At 62.1% G+C, this 15,081-nt stretch carries 16 protein-coding genes; 14 read left to right on the plus strand and 2 right to left on the minus strand.

Features of this window, described 5'->3' with window-relative positions; genetic code table 11:
- Positions 1-10: 10 nt before the first annotated feature.
- The 11 genes from BM269_RS15085 to BM269_RS15135 all read left to right on the plus strand — a co-directional run bounded on the left by BM269_RS15085 (position 11) and on the right by BM269_RS15135 (position 11,002).
- Positions 11-946: a Tim44 domain-containing protein gene (locus tag BM269_RS15085; protein ID WP_373994394.1), complete on the plus strand. Its 936-nt coding sequence runs from the start codon at positions 11-13 to the stop codon at positions 944-946.
- Between the two features lie 77 nt (positions 947-1,023).
- A complete protein-coding gene (locus tag BM269_RS15090) occupies positions 1,024-1,632 on the plus strand; it encodes a ubiquinone biosynthesis accessory factor UbiJ (RefSeq protein WP_229204661.1) in 609 nt (202 codons plus the stop codon).
- Complete coding sequence (gene ubiB, locus BM269_RS15095; RefSeq protein ID WP_090438165.1) at positions 1,629-3,188, plus strand: ubiquinone biosynthesis regulatory protein kinase UbiB; 1,560 nt, start codon at positions 1,629-1,631, stop codon at positions 3,186-3,188. The genes BM269_RS15090 and ubiB overlap by 4 nt, the downstream gene beginning before the upstream one ends.
- Entirely contained in the window at positions 3,172-3,774 is a 603-nt protein-coding gene (locus BM269_RS15100) for a methyltransferase domain-containing protein (RefSeq protein WP_090438168.1), read from the plus strand. Before ubiB ends, BM269_RS15100 begins: the two co-directional genes overlap by 17 nt.
- A gap of 33 nt (positions 3,775-3,807) precedes the next feature.
- Complete coding sequence (locus tag BM269_RS15105; RefSeq protein WP_090438171.1) at positions 3,808-4,089, plus strand: FmdB family zinc ribbon protein; 282 nt, start codon at positions 3,808-3,810, stop codon at positions 4,087-4,089.
- Positions 4,090-4,111: 22 nt separating this feature from the next.
- Positions 4,112-4,699 (plus strand): DUF502 domain-containing protein, encoded by a 588-nt coding sequence (locus BM269_RS15110; RefSeq protein WP_090438174.1) that lies wholly within the window; start codon positions 4,112-4,114, stop codon positions 4,697-4,699.
- A 26-nt stretch (positions 4,700-4,725) separates the two neighbouring features.
- The gene (aspS, locus tag BM269_RS15115; RefSeq protein ID WP_170860385.1) at positions 4,726-6,531 is read left to right on the plus strand and encodes an aspartate--tRNA ligase; all 1,806 of its coding nucleotides are present in this window, start codon (positions 4,726-4,728) and stop codon (positions 6,529-6,531) included.
- A gap of 44 nt (positions 6,532-6,575) precedes the next feature.
- Positions 6,576-7,022, plus strand: coding sequence for a dihydroneopterin triphosphate diphosphatase (gene nudB / locus BM269_RS15120; protein ID WP_090438176.1), 447 nt, complete (start codon positions 6,576-6,578; stop codon positions 7,020-7,022).
- A gap of 78 nt (positions 7,023-7,100) precedes the next feature.
- Positions 7,101-8,390 (plus strand): HD-GYP domain-containing protein, encoded by a 1,290-nt coding sequence (locus BM269_RS15125; RefSeq protein ID WP_090438179.1) that lies wholly within the window; start codon positions 7,101-7,103, stop codon positions 8,388-8,390.
- Positions 8,387-10,075: an ATP-binding protein gene (locus tag BM269_RS15130; RefSeq protein WP_307153474.1), complete on the plus strand. Its 1,689-nt coding sequence runs from the start codon at positions 8,387-8,389 to the stop codon at positions 10,073-10,075. Before BM269_RS15125 ends, BM269_RS15130 begins: the two co-directional genes overlap by 4 nt.
- Positions 10,076-10,108: 33 nt before the next feature.
- Positions 10,109-11,002 carry a DUF3667 domain-containing protein gene (locus BM269_RS15135; protein WP_170860386.1) on the plus strand — a complete coding sequence of 298 codons (894 nt, stop codon included), beginning with the start codon at positions 10,109-10,111 and terminating at the stop codon, positions 11,000-11,002.
- On the opposite strand, the gene BM269_RS15140 is transcribed toward BM269_RS15135, so the two are convergent.
- Together BM269_RS15140 and BM269_RS15145 are read right to left on the minus strand one after the other, a co-directional pair.
- Positions 10,999-11,676, minus strand: coding sequence for a penicillin-insensitive murein endopeptidase (locus BM269_RS15140; protein WP_090438188.1), 678 nt, complete (start codon positions 11,674-11,676; stop codon positions 10,999-11,001). The two genes, BM269_RS15135 and BM269_RS15140, sit on opposite strands and share 4 nt — an antisense overlap.
- Entirely contained in the window at positions 11,673-12,458 is a 786-nt protein-coding gene (locus BM269_RS15145) for a CPBP family intramembrane glutamic endopeptidase (RefSeq protein ID WP_090438191.1), read from the minus strand. Before BM269_RS15145 ends, BM269_RS15140 begins: the two co-directional genes overlap by 4 nt.
- Before the next feature lie 74 nt (positions 12,459-12,532).
- Here BM269_RS15145 and BM269_RS15150 point away from each other — a divergent pair, with 74 nt between their 5' ends.
- Genes BM269_RS15150 through BM269_RS15160 form a run of 3 tightly spaced genes read left to right on the plus strand, consistent with a single transcriptional unit; the run spans position 12,533 to position 14,889 of the window.
- On the plus strand, positions 12,533-13,345 hold the full coding sequence (locus tag BM269_RS15150; RefSeq protein ID WP_090438194.1) for an endonuclease/exonuclease/phosphatase family protein: 813 nt from the start codon (positions 12,533-12,535) through the stop codon (positions 13,343-13,345).
- Between the two features lie 3 nt (positions 13,346-13,348).
- Entirely contained in the window at positions 13,349-14,512 is a 1,164-nt protein-coding gene (gene clsB / locus BM269_RS15155) for a cardiolipin synthase ClsB (protein ID WP_090438197.1), read from the plus strand.
- Entirely contained in the window at positions 14,509-14,889 is a 381-nt protein-coding gene (locus BM269_RS15160; RefSeq protein ID WP_090438200.1) for an RNA-binding S4 domain-containing protein, read from the plus strand. The genes clsB and BM269_RS15160 overlap by 4 nt, the downstream gene beginning before the upstream one ends.
- The last annotated feature ends 192 nt before the right edge of the window (positions 14,890-15,081 follow it).

Below are 15,081 nucleotides of genomic sequence, written 5' to 3' on the forward strand. Positions count from 1 at the left end.
AACGATGAAAATGAAAAAATTCCTGGCTGGCGCCATGATCGCGCTGTCCGCAGTGAGCATGATGAGCGAGTTGTCCGCGCGTCCAATGGGCGGCGGCAAGTCCTTCGGCCGCCAGTCGTCGAGCGTGAACAGCATGCCGAAGCAGGCAGCGCCGGCGCCGGCGCCAAGCGCCCCGAGCGCGGCGCCAACCGCCAACCGTCCTGCCGCCGCACCGAGCCCTGCGGCGCCGGCACCGGCCGCCAAACCAAGCATGTGGAAGGGCATCCTCGGCGGTGCACTGCTGGGCCTTGGCCTGGGCGCGCTGCTGTCGCACCTCGGCCTGGGCGGCGCCATGGCGTCGGCCATCAGCTCGATCCTGATGATCGCCCTGATCGGAGGCGTGATCTTCTTCATCGTGCGCATGCTGCGCCGTAAATCGCAGCCGGCGGCCCAGCCGGCATTCAGCGGTGGCTACAACGGCGGCAACGTGCACCAGATGCAGCCGGCGGCGTTCGAGCCGGTGGCCCCTGCTGCCGGTGCCGCACTGGCCGCGCCTGCCGTGGCGGAAGCGGCGGCGCATGCTCCTTGGGGCGTGCCGGCCGATTTCGACAGCGCCGGCTTCCTGCGCGCGGCCAAGTCCAACTACATCCGCCTGCAAGCGGCATGGGACAAGGCGGACGTGGAAGATATCCGTAGCTTCACCACGCCTGAAGTGTTTGCCGAGCTGCGCATGCAGATCCAGGAACGCGGCGCGCAAGCCGAGTACACCGACGTGGTGGCCATCGAGGCTGAACTGCTGGGTATCGAAAACGACGGCAACGAGTCCCTGGCCAGCGTGAAGTTCTGGGGCAAGATGAAACCTGCTGCCGATGCGCTGCCGGAACCGTTCCAGGAAGTATGGAACATGAGCAAACCGCATAACGGCAAAACCGGCTGGATGCTGGCAGGTATCCAGCAGCTTGCGTGACCGCGCGCAGTAACTGGTAAGATCGAGACCGCCCTGGTATTCCGGGGCGGTTTTGTTTTATTTGGACCGACCTGAATATGTTTCCATTCCCTCCCAAGCTACCTGGCCTGAGCATGCCGGCGGCAGCCACCGTCAACCACCTGCTGGCGCAGGAGCCCTGGGCGCGTACCGAGCTCAAGCTGCACGCCGGGAAAGTTGCCGTGATCGACGCCAGCCCGGCTGTGCTGCGCCTGCGCGTGGCGCCGGACGGCATGGTGGAGGCGGCGGGCAGCGAGGCCGGAGCGGCGGTGACGATCCGCCTGAAGCTGGGCGACCTGCCGCTGATCGCGCAAAACCGCGAGCGCGCCTTCTCTTACGTGCAGATCGAAGGCGACGCCGAATTCGCCAACGCCATTTCGCGCCTGTCGCAGTCGTTGCGCTGGGAAGCCGAGTACGACCTGGAAAAACTGCTGGGGCCGATTGCCGCCGTGCGCCTGGTGCAGGGGGCGAAGGCGGTGGTGCAGGGCGCCCGCAACGGCCAGCGCAAAGCGGCCGAGAATGTCGCGGAGTATTTCCTCGACGAGAACCCGCTGTTGATCCGCCCACTGGTGGCGGAAGGCTTTGCGGCCGATGTGACGCGCTTCCGCGACGACGTGGAACGTGCCAGCAAGCGGCTGGAAAAACTCGAACAAAAACTGGCTAAATGATTCGCAAATTCCTCCGGCTGTTCAAGATCGTCCGAGTATCCGTCCGCTACGGACTGGACGAAATCGCCATTTCCGGCTTCGACAAGCCACGCATCAGCAAATTCCTCGATACCGCTTTCTTCTGGCGCGACCTGTCGACGCCGCGTGCGGTGCGCCTGCGCCGTGCGCTGGAGGAGTTGGGCCCGATCTTCGTGAAGTTCGGCCAGGTGCTGTCCACGCGCAGCGACCTGTTCCCGCTCGATATCGTAGCCGAATTGTCCAAGCTGCAGGACCGCGTGCCGCCCTTCGATTCCGACCTGGCGATCATGATGATCGAGGAGTCGCTGGGCGCCCACCCTGACGAATTGTTCGCGCGCTTCGAGCGGGTGCCGGTGGCGTCGGCCTCCATCGCCCAGGTGCACTTTGCCGCGCTGAAGGACGGCACCCAGGTGGCGGTCAAGGTGCTGCGCCCGGGCATGAAGAAACTGATCGATGAAGACGTGGCGCTGATGCATATCGCGGCCAACTTCATCAACCGCGTGTGGGCCGATTCCAAGCGCCTGAAGATCCAGGAAGTGGTGCAGGAATTCGACAAATACCTGCACGATGAACTGGACCTGATGCGCGAGGCGGCCAATGCCAGCCAGCTGCGCCGCAATTTCGCCGAATCCAAGCTGTTGCTGGTGCCGGAGATGTATTGGGACTACTGCTCCAGCAATGTGATCGTCATGGAGCGCATGCACGGCATTCCGGTGTCGCAGATCGACCGCCTGGTCGAAGCGGGGGTGGACCTGAAAAAGCTGTCCTCGGACGGCGTCGAGATCTTCTTCACGCAGGTGTTCCGCGACGGCTTCTTCCACGCCGATATGCATCCCGGGAACATCCTGGTGTCGATCGAGCCGGAGTCGTTTGGCCGCTATATCGCGCTGGATTTCGGCATCGTCGGCACGCTGAACGATTACGACAAGGACTACCTGTCGCAGAACTTCCTGGCTTTCTTCCGCCGCGATTACAAGCGGGTGGCGGAGGCGCACATCGAGTCGGGCTGGGCGCCGAAGGAAACCCGTATCGATGAGCTGGAGGCGGCGGTGCGCGCATGCTGCGAGCCGATCTTCGATCGCCCGCTGAAGGACATCTCGTTTGGCCAGGTGCTGCTGCGCCTGTTCCAGACTTCGCGCCGTTTCAATGTGGAAGTGCAGCCGCAACTGGTGCTGCTGCAAAAGACACTGCTGAATATCGAAGGCCTGGGCCGGCAGCTCGATCCCGAGCTGGATCTGTGGAAGACGGCCAAGCCATACCTGGAGCGCTGGATGGCGGAGCAGGTCGGCTGGCGCGGCCTGGTGGAGCGTTTGAAGGCGGAGGCGCCGCGCTATTCGCATATTTTCCCCCAGTTGCCACGCCTGGCGCACCAGGCACTTACCGTCGCGGCGGACCGCGACGTGGAGACCAAGCTGTTGCTGGCCCACCTGGTGAGGGAGCAGCGGCATACCAACCGCTTGCTGTCATTCTTCGCGTTCCTGGTCGGGTCGTTTGTGATGGGCACCGTGGCGTACCTGGCTTATGCCCGACTTTACTAACCGCGATCCGCGCACGCCGGAATTCTGGGACCAGCGCTTCGACGGCGCATTCACGCCGTGGGATCGGGGTGGGGTGCCGGCGCAACTGGCCGCGTGGCTGGCCAGCGCACCGGCAGGCGCGGCGCTGATTCCCGGCTGCGGCAGCGGTTATGAATTGCAGGCCTTCTGCGCAGCCGGCTGGAACGCCACCGCCATCGACTTCTCGCCGTCCGCCGTTGTTGCGGCGCAACGGGCCGTCGGCCCCTGGCGCGCGCGCGTTGTCGAGGCTGACTTTTTCGCCTACCTGCCCGCGCAGCCGCTGGACCTGATCTACGAGCGCGCCTTCCTGTGCGCCATGCCGCGCGACATGTGGCCGCGCGTGGTGCAGCGCTGGGCGCAATTGCTGCCCGAAGACGGCCTCCTGCTAGGCTACTTCTTCTTCGATAACAATCCGAAAGGCCCGCCCTTCGGGGCCGAGCGGGAGCGCCTGCTGCAGTTAATGAGCGCTCACTTTGACCTTGAGCAGGAGCAGCCGGTCGGGGACTCCATCGCAGTATTCCAGGGCAAGGAGCGCTGGATGGCCTGGCGCCGGAAAAAAGCTTTATAATTCAGGGTTTTGATGTTTTTTGCGGAGTAATAGATGCCGATCTACGCTTACCGCTGCGAGGAATGTGGCTTTGCCAAGGACGTGTTGCAAAAGATCTCCGATCCGCAGCTCACCGATTGCCCTTCCTGCGGCAAATCCACCTTTAAGAAGCAACTGACCGCAGCCGGCTTCCAACTGAAGGGCACCGGCTGGTATGTCACCGATTTCCGTGGCGGCAGCGCCCCGGCGACCGGCGTTGCCAGCGCGGCCAAGACCGAAGCCCCGGCCGCTGCCGCTCCGGCGCCTGCGCCGGCAAAGTCCACCAGCGAGGGCTGATGTACCCCGCACAAGGAACCTGATGCGCAAATATTTCATTACCGGCTTGCTGATCCTGGTGCCCCTGGCGATTACCGCCTGGGTGCTCAACATCATCATCGGCACCATGGACCAGTCGCTCCTGATCGTGCCGGAGCGCTGGCAGCCGCGTACCCTGATCGGTTTCGATATCCCGGGCCTGGGTACAATCCTGACCGTGCTGATCGTGTTCATCACCGGCCTGCTGACCAATAACCTGGTCGGCAATTTCGTCGTCAGGCAATGGGAAAAACTGCTGCACCGCATTCCAGTGGTCAGCTCGCTGTACGGCAGCGTGAAGCAGGTATCGGATACGCTGTTCTCCGATTCCGGCAACGCCTTCCGCAAGGCCGTGCTGGTGCCGTATCCGCATGCCGGTTCGCGCACCATCGCCTTCCTGACCGGCGCACCGGCCACGGAAGTGCAGAAGCACCTGAACGACGAATACCTCAGCGTCTACGTGCCAACCACGCCGAACCCGACTTCCGGCTTCTTCTTGATGATGCCGAAAAAAGATGTAATCGAGCTCGATATGAGCGTCGATGCCGCACTGAAGTACATCGTTTCGATGGGCGTTGTCGTCCCTGAATAAAACTTAACCTGAAACTGAGAATCAATATGTCCATGCGTACTGAATACTGCGGCCTCGTAACCGAAGCCCTCGTAGGCCAAACCGTCAGCCTGTGCGGCTGGGTGCACCGTCGCCGCGACCACGGCAAACTGATCTTCATCGACCTGCGCGACCGCGAAGGCCTGGTGCAAGTGGTCTGCGACCCGGACTTTGCCGACATGTTCAAAGTCGCCGAATCCGTGCGTAACGAGTACTGCCTGCAAATCACCGGTACCGTCAAGGAACGTTCGGCCGAAACCGTCAACGCCAAGCACAAGTCGGGCAAGATCGAAGTGATCGCCACCAAGGTGGAAGTGCTGAACGCTTCCGTGCCGGTGCCGTTCCAGCTGGACGACGACAACCTGTCCGAAACCACCCGCCTGACCCACCGCGTGCTGGACCTGCGCCGCGCCCAGATGCAGAACAACCTGCGCCTGCGCTACAAGGTGTCGATGGAAGTGCGCAAGTACCTGGACGACCTGGGCTTCATCGATATCGAAACCCCGGTGCTGACCAAGTCCACCCCGGAAGGCGCGCGCGACTACCTGGTGCCGTCGCGCGTAAACGCGCACGAATTCTTCGCGCTGCCGCAATCGCCGCAACTGTTCAAGCAATTGCTGATGGTCGCCAACTTCGACCGTTACTACCAGATCACCAAGTGCTTCCGCGACGAAGACCTGCGCGCCGACCGCCAGCCGGAATTCACCCAGATCGACTGCGAAACCTCGTTCCTGAGCGAGCAGGAGATCCGCGACATGTTCGAAACCATGATCCGCAAAGTGTTCAAGAACACCATGGACGTGGAACTGCCAAACCCGTTCCCGGTGATGGACTTCGCCGAAGCCATGGGCAAGTACGGTTCGGACAAGCCCGACATGCGCGTGAACATGGCGTTCACCGAACTGACCGACATCATGAAGAACGTCGAGTCCAAGATCTTCTCCAGCGCCGCCAACATGGCCAACGGCCGCGTGGTCGGCATGCGCGTACCGAAAGGCGGCTCCATGTCGCGTTCGGAAATCGACGCATACACCCAGTTCGTCGCCATCTACGGCGCCAAGGGCCTGGCTTACATCAAGGTCAACGAGAAGGCCAAGGGCCGCGAAGGCCTGCAGTCGCCGCTGCTCAAGTCCCTGGACGACGCGGTACTGAACACCATCATGGAACGCACCGGCGCACAAGACGGCGACCTGATCTTCTTCGGCGCCGACAAGGCGAAGGTGGTCAACGATGCCATCGGCGCGCTGCGCGTGAAGATCGGCCATTCCGAGTTCGGCAAGGCCAACGGCCTGTTCAACGACGTGTGGGCACCGCTGTGGGTGATCGACTTCCCGATGTTCGAGTACGACGAAGAAGAAGACCGCTGGACCGCTACCCACCACCCGTTCACCTCGCCAAAAGACGGCCACGAAGACATGCTGGAAACCAATCCAGGTGCATGTATCGCCAAGGCCTACGACATGGTGCTGAACGGTTGGGAACTGGGCGGCGGCTCGATCCGTATCCACCGCGAAGAAGTGCAGTCGAAAGTGTTCCGCGCACTGAAGATCGGTGCCGAAGAAGCGCGCGAGAAGTTCGGCTTCCTGCTGGACGCGCTGCAGTACGGCGCACCTCCGCACGGTGGCCTGGCCTTCGGCCTGGATCGTATCGTGACCCTGATGACCAAGTCCGATTCGATCCGCGACGTGATCGCCTTCCCGAAAACCCAGCGCGCCCAGTGCTTGCTGACCCAGGCGCCATCGCCGGTCGACGAGAAGCAGCTGCGTGAACTGCATATCCGCCTGCGTTCGGCCGAGCCGAAAGTAGCTGGTTAATCTGCTGTTGAAGGGCGGGCTGCAAAGCCCGCCTTTTTTGTTTCATGGCCCATAAAATCCCCGAATCCGTCCTGGTGGTGATCCACACTGCCGACCTCGACGTATTGCTGATCGAACGCGCCGGCAATCCCGGCTACTGGCAGTCCGTCACCGGTTCGAAAGACGCCGTCGACGAACCGCTGCTCACCACGGCCACCCGTGAACTATTCGAAGAAACCGGCATCGTTGCCGACGGCAGGGACGTGCTGCTGCGCGACTGGGGCCTGCAGAACATCTACGAAATCTACCCGGTCTGGCGCCATCGCTACGCGCCCGGCGTCACGCATAACCTTGAGCATATCTTCAGCGTGCAAGTGCCGCGCAACGTGCCAGTCATGCTGAGCCCGCGCGAGCATACCGCCCACGTCTGGCTGCCCTATCTGGAAGCCGCGGACCGCTGTTTTTCCCCCTCCAATGCGGAAGCGATCCTCCAGTTGCCACAGCATTTGTAACTAGCATTTTGCTCGTTAATTGCTCTTCGCGCGTTTGGCTATAATCGGACATCGACTGTCACACTGGGGGCGCGCGCCATGCCGGAGACTCAGGATATTCTTCTGGAGCAGTTGCAGGTTGGCCTATACGTCCATCTCGACCTGAAGTGGTTTGAGCATCCTTTTGCGTTCAGCCATTTCAAGATCAAGTCGCAAGAACAGATCCATCAGTTGCGCAGTCTCGGCCTGCAGAGGATCCGCATCGACCCGGCCCTGAGCGATGTACAGCCCGTCGCGTTGCAGGTCGATGCGCCGGTCGCCGTTTCCGCAGAGTCGGCCGGCAAGCCGTCGGCGCCGATGCCTGAAACCCCCGAACTGGCCGCCAAGCGCGCCATGATGGAACGCATGCGCCAACAGCGCGAGAATGCGGCCCGCATCGAGCACGCCTTCGTCGATACGGCGCGCGAGATCAAGGACATGGAAAAAAACCTCTTTGCCCGCCCGGCGGAAAGCCTGCAGAAGGCCAGCGAGATGATCGGCAAGATCGCCGACTCCATCCTCAGCGCGCCGGAGCTGGCCATTCACGTGATGGGCGACCGCACCGGCGGCGAGGAAATCTACCTGCACTCGCTGAACGTCACCATGTTGTCGATGATGATTGCGCGCGACATCAAGCTGCCGCGCGAAGTGGCGAGCGCGATGGGCGTCGGCTCCATGTTCCATGACCTTGGCGTGCGCAATATCCCCGACAAGGTGTTGACCAAGAGCGAAGCGTGGACGCACTCCGAGCAGAACCTGTACGAGACCCACTGCGCGGTCGGTACCGAAATGGGGCAGCAGCTCAAGTTTCCCGCCGCCGCCGTCGCCATCGTGCGCGACCACCACGAAATGTATGACGGCAGCGGTTATCCGCGCCATCTGAAAGGCGAGGAGATCGGCGTGCTGGCGCGCATCGTGGCGATCGCCAACTACTACGACCGCCTGTGCAACCCGGTCAACGGAACGCCTGGCCTGACCCCGCACGAAGCGCTGTCGCTGATGTTTGCCAAGAACCGCGGCAAGTTCGATCCCAAGCTGCTGCAGGTGTTCATCCGCTGCCTGGGTGTGTACCCGCCGGGCACCATCGTGCAGCTATCGAACGGTGCGACTGGAATGGTCGCCACCATCAATACAGAAAAGCCGAACAAGCCGGAACTGGTGGTGTACGAACCGGGTGTGCCGCGCGAGGATGCCATCATGGTCGACATGGATCGAGAGAGCGACCTGAATATCGTGCGCGCCATCAAACCCTCGCAGGTGCCGAAGGAAATCTACGCTTACCTCAGCCCGCGCAAGCGTGTCAGCTACTACTTCGATGCCACCAAGCCGGGACAGGGAGCGACCGGGTGATCTCCGAACTGCGCCAGCTAATGCTCGACCACAGCCCGCATATGATGCTGCTGGTCGATCCCAGCGACCTGCGCATCATCGTGGCCAACAAGGTGGCCGAGCAAGTGCTTGGGTACACCGGGGTCCAGCTGGTTGAAATGCTGATCACCGATATCGAGAGCTCGCTGCAGGACGTGTTCTATTGGGAGGATGTGCGCGGCGGCCATTTCCAGGACATCGACGCGCAGGAGGGCGAATACCAGCGCGCCGACGGCACCCAGATCATGGTCATGAAGTCGCTGCGCGTGCTGCGCCATGAAGACCGCTGGCTGATCCTGATCCTGGCCCGGGATGCGCGCCAGGAGCGCAAGGTGGAGGACGTGCTCGAGCAGACCCTGTCGCAGCTGCGCACCACGCTGGAAGCGACCGGCAACGGCATCCTGGTGATCGACTGGCACAACAAGATCGCCAGCATGAATCGCCAGTTCAGTGAAATGTGGCATATCCCCGATGCCTTCCTCAAGAATGGCAACGATGGCGCCATCCTTGAATTCCTGACCGCCAACGTCGTCGAACAGGACTTGTGCCGCGAACGGCTGCAGCAAGTCAGCGCCCCGCACGAGGCGCTGGACCAGTTGCACCTGCACGACGGCCGCGTATTCGAATGCCGCTCGCGTGCTCAATTCCTCGGCGAGCGCATTATCGGCCGGGTATACGGCTTCCTGGACACCACGGAGCGCGTGCATGCCGAAGAGGCGCTGCGCGAATCGCGCGACCAGTTGGAGAGCCGCGTGCACGAACGCACGCTGGCGCTGCAGATGGCCAACCTCACGCTGGAGAACGAGAAGACGCGCCAGGCCGATTTGATCCGCAAGCTGGGGGAGGCGCAGAACCAGCTGCTGCAATCGGAAAAGATGGCGTCGATAGGCGTGCTGGCGGCCGGCGTGGCGCACGAGATCAACAACCCGGTAGGCTTCGTCAATTCCAACCTGAGCAGCCTGCAGCGCTATATGCAGTCCTTGATGCGCCTGCTCGATGCGTATGAGGCGCGCGAGGAGCATCTGCCCGAGAACGACCGCGGCGAGCTGAATGCCCTGCGCAAGGAGATCGACGCCGATTACCTGCGCGAGGACCTGGGCAGCCTGTTGTCCGAATCGATGGATGGCCTGGACCGCATCAAGCGCATCGTGCAGGACATGAAAGACTTCTCCCACGCGGGCGGTGGCGACATCCTGGTGGCCAACCTCGAAACTGGCCTGGACAGCACGTTGAACGTGGTCTGGAACGAGCTGAAATACAAGGCCGAAGTCGTGAAGGAATACGGCGGCGTGCCGGACATCGAATGCATCCCGTCGCAACTGAACCAGGTATTCATGAACCTGCTGGTCAACGCCGCCCATGCGATCGAGAACCGCGGCCGCATCACGCTGCGCACCAGTTATGAAAACGAGATGGTGACGGTGTCGGTGAGCGATACCGGCGGCGGCATCGCAGCGGAAAACCTGGGCCGTATCTTCGAACCTTTCTTCACCACCAAGCCGGTGGGCAAGGGCACCGGCCTGGGCCTGTCGCTGTCTTACAGCATCGTGCAAAAGCACGGCGGCCGCATCGAGGTCGACAGCGAGATCGGGCGTGGCACCACCTTCCGTGTGATCCTGCCGCGACAGATGGCGCCTGCCGCCGAGGAAAATGATGTTGTAAATTGACTAAGCTGTCATGCGATGACTATTATCTTCCGCATGAAAAATCTGTTTTTCCATTTCGGCCGCCAGGCTGAATCGCAGCGCCCGGCGGCCGCGGGATCCTGCCATAACTGCCATGCCGAGGTCAGTACCACCTACTGCGGTGAATGCGGCCAGAAGGCCAAAGCGCATATCGCCAGCGCGCATGAATTCCTGCACCATTTTGTCGGCCACTACATCGCCGCCGAGGGCAAGCTGTGGCGTACTCTGGGCTGGCTGATCGCCAAGCCGGGGCAGCTAACAGTTGAATTCATTGGCGGCCGGCGCGGGCATTTCGTCGACCCCTTGCGTTTGCTGCTGACGGTATCGCTGCTGGCATTCCTGGTGATGAAGTGGGAGGTCTATCGCCTGCCGGTCCCACCGGTAGAACCCGTATCGGCGCGCGCTACAGTGCTTGCGACAGCCGCGACGGCGCGCCAGGTGCACCAAGCCGACGGCTGGTTGTTCGATATTTTTGCGCGGGTGAGCGATAAGTTTGTCGGCAATTACGGCAAGTATGCAGCGCAGCCGGAACCGCTCCAGGGCGCCCAATTCTGGGAGGCCTGGTTGCGCTTCGGTCCGACTGTCGTGCTGTGCTTGATTCCACTGATGGCGGCCGTGCTGAAACTCCTGCACCTTGGCAGCGGCTGGCGCTATGGCGAACACCTGGTGTTTGCCATGCATTTTCAGACGGTCACCTTCCTGGCCCTGCTGCTTACCGTGGGCGGCATGCGGGGCGGCGTCAAACCGCTGCTGGGCAGTGCGTTGGGACTGTACATCCTGCTGGCCATGCGCAAGGTGTATGGCGGCGGTTGGATCGTGCTGTTGCTGAGGACCGTGATGTTTGGCTATTGCCTCGTCGCGAGCTTTGAAGTGCTGGTGCGCATTGCTTTCCTGCTGCGCATGGCCTAGCGGGTGCAGGGCACGGCGAAGTCGACATGATAATGCTCGTCATGCCGCACCCATGGCTTGCCTGTCATGAATTTCAGCTTCTTTAGCGCGGCGCCGCGCGGGGTTGCAAGCAGGCGCGGCAGGTAGGCGGTATCGAAGATCACCAGCGCGATGCCGTGGCCGCGCGCACGGGCCGCCAAGTCCAGCTGGTACAAGTGTTCCGCCATCGCGACGAAGTCGATGCTGTATCCGCCGTAGCGCGCATCCTTGTCGAATTCGATGTCGTAGCCGAAGCGCTGGCTGGCAGGCGTCGGCAGGCGCGCCGCATGCCCATCCTGGTCGCGCACCGGCACGAAGTAATCGACCGACAGGCCATTCTGGTGCGTGCGGTGGGGCCGGAAGCGGCCGCCATACTCGTTTCCTGTTTCCCCGTACACGTATTGCGCGTCCGGCGCGGCGCGTTCAAGCCTGGCGTAAGCGTCCAGCATGATGGCTGATACTTCGCTATGGACGTGGTTGCGGCCCATGGCGACGGCCAGCCCGCTGTAGGCCGTGTAATTGGCGCCCTCGGACGGAAGTTGGACGCTGTCCTCGATGCTGCCGCGGTTGACCGTGCCATGGCAAGTGCTGGCCGCGTTGGCCAAAGCGGCGCTGGCAGCCAGCAGCGCCGCAGAAACGATGCGGGCCGTCTTCATCGCGCCGGCGCGGCCAGGAAGCGGCGCAGCATGTAACAGGCGGGGAGGGCGGGCAATATCGTCAGCGCCAGGGTCGCGGCATCGGTTGCCGGGGCCGCCGAGCCGGCATTGGACAACAGCATGACGCCGGAATTGATCGCCGCGTGCATGGCGATGCCTGGCAGCAGCGAGCGGGTCCGTTCGTACAGCCATCCGGCGAAGATGCCGAACGTTATGCCGCCGACCAGCTGGTAGATATTCATGTGGGCGAAGCCAAAGACCACGGCCGAACCCAGGATGGCATAGCTGCGCTCGTATTGCAGCAGGAAGCTGCGCAGGATAATCCCCCTGAAGAGCATTTCCTCCACGACGGGCGCTAACACGCAAACCATGATGATCTGGGGCAGCTGCGCCGAGAGCATATCCTGGCACAGGCGCGACGCGTTGGCATCCGGCGGAAAGGCTGCTTGCAGCAATTCGCTGATCCCGCCCATGAGCAGGAACAGGCACGGCGTGGCCAGGAGGACCAAGGGCACAACGGCGAGCATCGCCGCGCCCGTCGCCGGGCGGGGCGGATGAAACAGGTCCCGGTAGCCCAGATTCTTCCAATGCAACAAGGCAGTAAAGGTGATACCGCTTGCCAGGACCCTGGCGATGGTGGCCAGGCTATAGGGATCGTGCATGCCGAGCAGCCTGCGGGCGTCGTACATTGCGCAGGTCACCAGGTATTCAACGCCCCAGCTGCAGATCACCAGGAAAAAGGCCTCCAATGCGGAAGGGAAGGTAGTGTGTCGTTCAGTCATGGGGCATGACTATAAAGCAATTCGGAGCACTTTTGACGGTGAGCAAGCCGGGCAGTTGGGGTTAGAATGGTTCCATGATGATTCGTGTTGCCACATACAACATCCATAAAGGCGTGTCGTACCGTAGCCATCCACGGGTGCACGCCTTGCGCCATGCGATTGAAGCCTTTCATGCCGACCTGGTTTTCCTGCAGGAAGTGCAGGGCCAGCACGACCGGATCGAGGCGCGTTACGGCGAGGAAAGCCAGGGACATCGGCACTGGCCGAAAAAAGCCCAGCATGAATTTTTCGCGGGCGAATCGCACCAGTCCGTGTATGGCTTGAATGCGCAATACGACCACGGTCACCACGGCAATGCGCTGCTCAGCAAGTACCCGATCGCGCGCTGGACCAATACCGATATTTCCGACCATGCCTACGAATCGCGCGGCATCCTGCATTCGGTGGTGGAGACGGACGGCAAGCTGGTGCATTGCTACGTGATCCACCTTGGCCTGTTCGAGCGCAGCCGCGTGCGGCAGGCGGAAGTGCTGATCGAAGCCGTGCGCAGTTCGGCGCCGGACGGCGAGCCGGTGATCATCGCCGGCGACTTCAACGACTGGCGCAACACCCTGACGGACAAGCTGCAAAGCGCACTCGGCGTGCGCGAAGTATTCGACGAGATCAATCACGGCCATCCGGTCGGCGACCTGGTGCGGACATTGGCGCGGCGCAAAGCCGCCCAGCGCCCGGCCCGCACTTTCCCGGCCGCCATGCCCTTCTTCAGGTTGGACCGCATCTATGTGCGGGGCTTCAAGGTAGAATCCGCGGAAGTCCTGCATGGCCCGCTGTGGGCCAAGCTGTCGGATCACGCGCCCATCGTGGCGAACCTGAAACTGGTTTCCTGACACATGCGTCACGTTGATTTTCTAGCCGATAACGAAGTCAAACTCCTCCACTGCGGTACCGATTATTTTCCGGCACTGGTCGAGGCCATCGAGGCCGCGCGGGTCGAAGTCTATTTCGAGACCTATATCTTCGCCGAGGACGAGACCGGCAAGCGCGTGATGGCCGCGCTCAAAGCTGCCGCCCAGCGCGGCGTCACGGTGCGCATGATTACCGACTGGTTCGGTACCGGGCACAAGCCCGCTTACCGGCTGCACGCCGAGGTCACGGCGGCCGGCGTCGAACACCGCATTTTCAACCCCTGGTTCCGGCGCGGCGTGACGCGCACCCACCGCAAGATCTGCGTGGTGGACGGGCAGGTGGCCTTTGTCGGCGGCATCAATATCAACGACGACATGTTCACCGATTACGACCGCAATAAGGCGCTGGAAGCGCCGCGCTGGGATTTTGCGGTGGCGGTGCGCGGACCGCTGGTCGAATCCATCCACAGCGAGGCGGAAACGCAGTGGACCCGCCTGGGCCATATGAACATCGTCAAGCGCTTGACCCTGTTCAACGAAGTGCGCAAGCTGAACAAGATCGCGCGCCAGAGCACGATGCAGGCCGGTTTCGTGGTGCGCGACAACCTGCGCAACCGCCGCACCATCCAGCGCGCCTACCTGCAGGCGCTGGGGCGCGCCAGGAAGAGCGTGCTGCTGGCCAATCCCTACTTCGCGCCGGGGCGCAAGTTCCGCCGTGCCCTGGCCGCGACGGCGCAGCGCGGGGTGGACGTGGTGCTGCTGATCGGCGTCGGCGAATTCTGGCTGCAGGATGCGGTGGCGCATTCCTTCTACCCCAAGCTGCTGGAAGCCGGCGTCAAGGTGGTGGAATACCGCAAGACGCAGCTGCATGCCAAGGTCGCGGTCATCGACGATGACTGGGCGACGGTTGGCTCCTCCAATGTGGACGGGCTGAGCCTGTTCCTCAACCAGGAAGCCAATGTGGTGATCAAGGACGCCGCGTTCGCGCGTGCCCTGCGGGCCAAGATCGAAGACGCGATTGCCGACGGCGTGGTGATCCATCCACAGGATTTTGAGCATGTCGGGCGCTTCCGGCGGGTCGGGTATGAAGTGGCGTACTTCTTCTACCGCACGCTGATGCGCATTTTTGCAGTAGGAAAATACACATGAGTGACGTAAGGATCGACAAATGGCTGTGGGCGGCGCGCTTTTTCAAGACGCGCCAACTGGCCATCGACGCCATCGACAAGGGCAAGGTGAAACTGTCGAGCGGCGAACGCATCAAGCCATCGCGCAATGCCAAGCTGGGCGAGCGCCTGCAGATAGACAATGGCGCGGAGGAATGGGAGGTGCTGGTGGTAGGCATCTCCGGCAAGCGCGAAGGCGCGCCGGTCGCCCGCCTGCTCTATGAAGAGAGCGAAGAATCGCTGGCCCGCCGCGCCGCCCTGATCGAGCGCAAGAAGCTGTTCCCCGAACCCTTCGCCGACAACAAAGGCCGCCCCACCAAGCGCGACCGCCGCGCCTGGGAACGCGCCACAACAAAATAAATGGGGTACGTCCCCATTTATTTTGTTGCAACGCAACAATAGAGGTGCACTTCTAGTTGTGTCGTTTGACTTTCGCCACACGCTGGATAATAGTACGAACGTTCGCAAAACTTTTCACCAGCGGCCGATCTGTTAGAGCGAGAATAAGGTTTTTCCTTCTTTCTGGATGGGTTCAAAAGTGAGTGGCATTCT

This window comes from Duganella sp. CF458 (genome assembly GCF_900113115.1).
Taxonomy (GTDB): domain Bacteria; phylum Pseudomonadota; class Gammaproteobacteria; order Burkholderiales; family Burkholderiaceae_D; genus Rugamonas.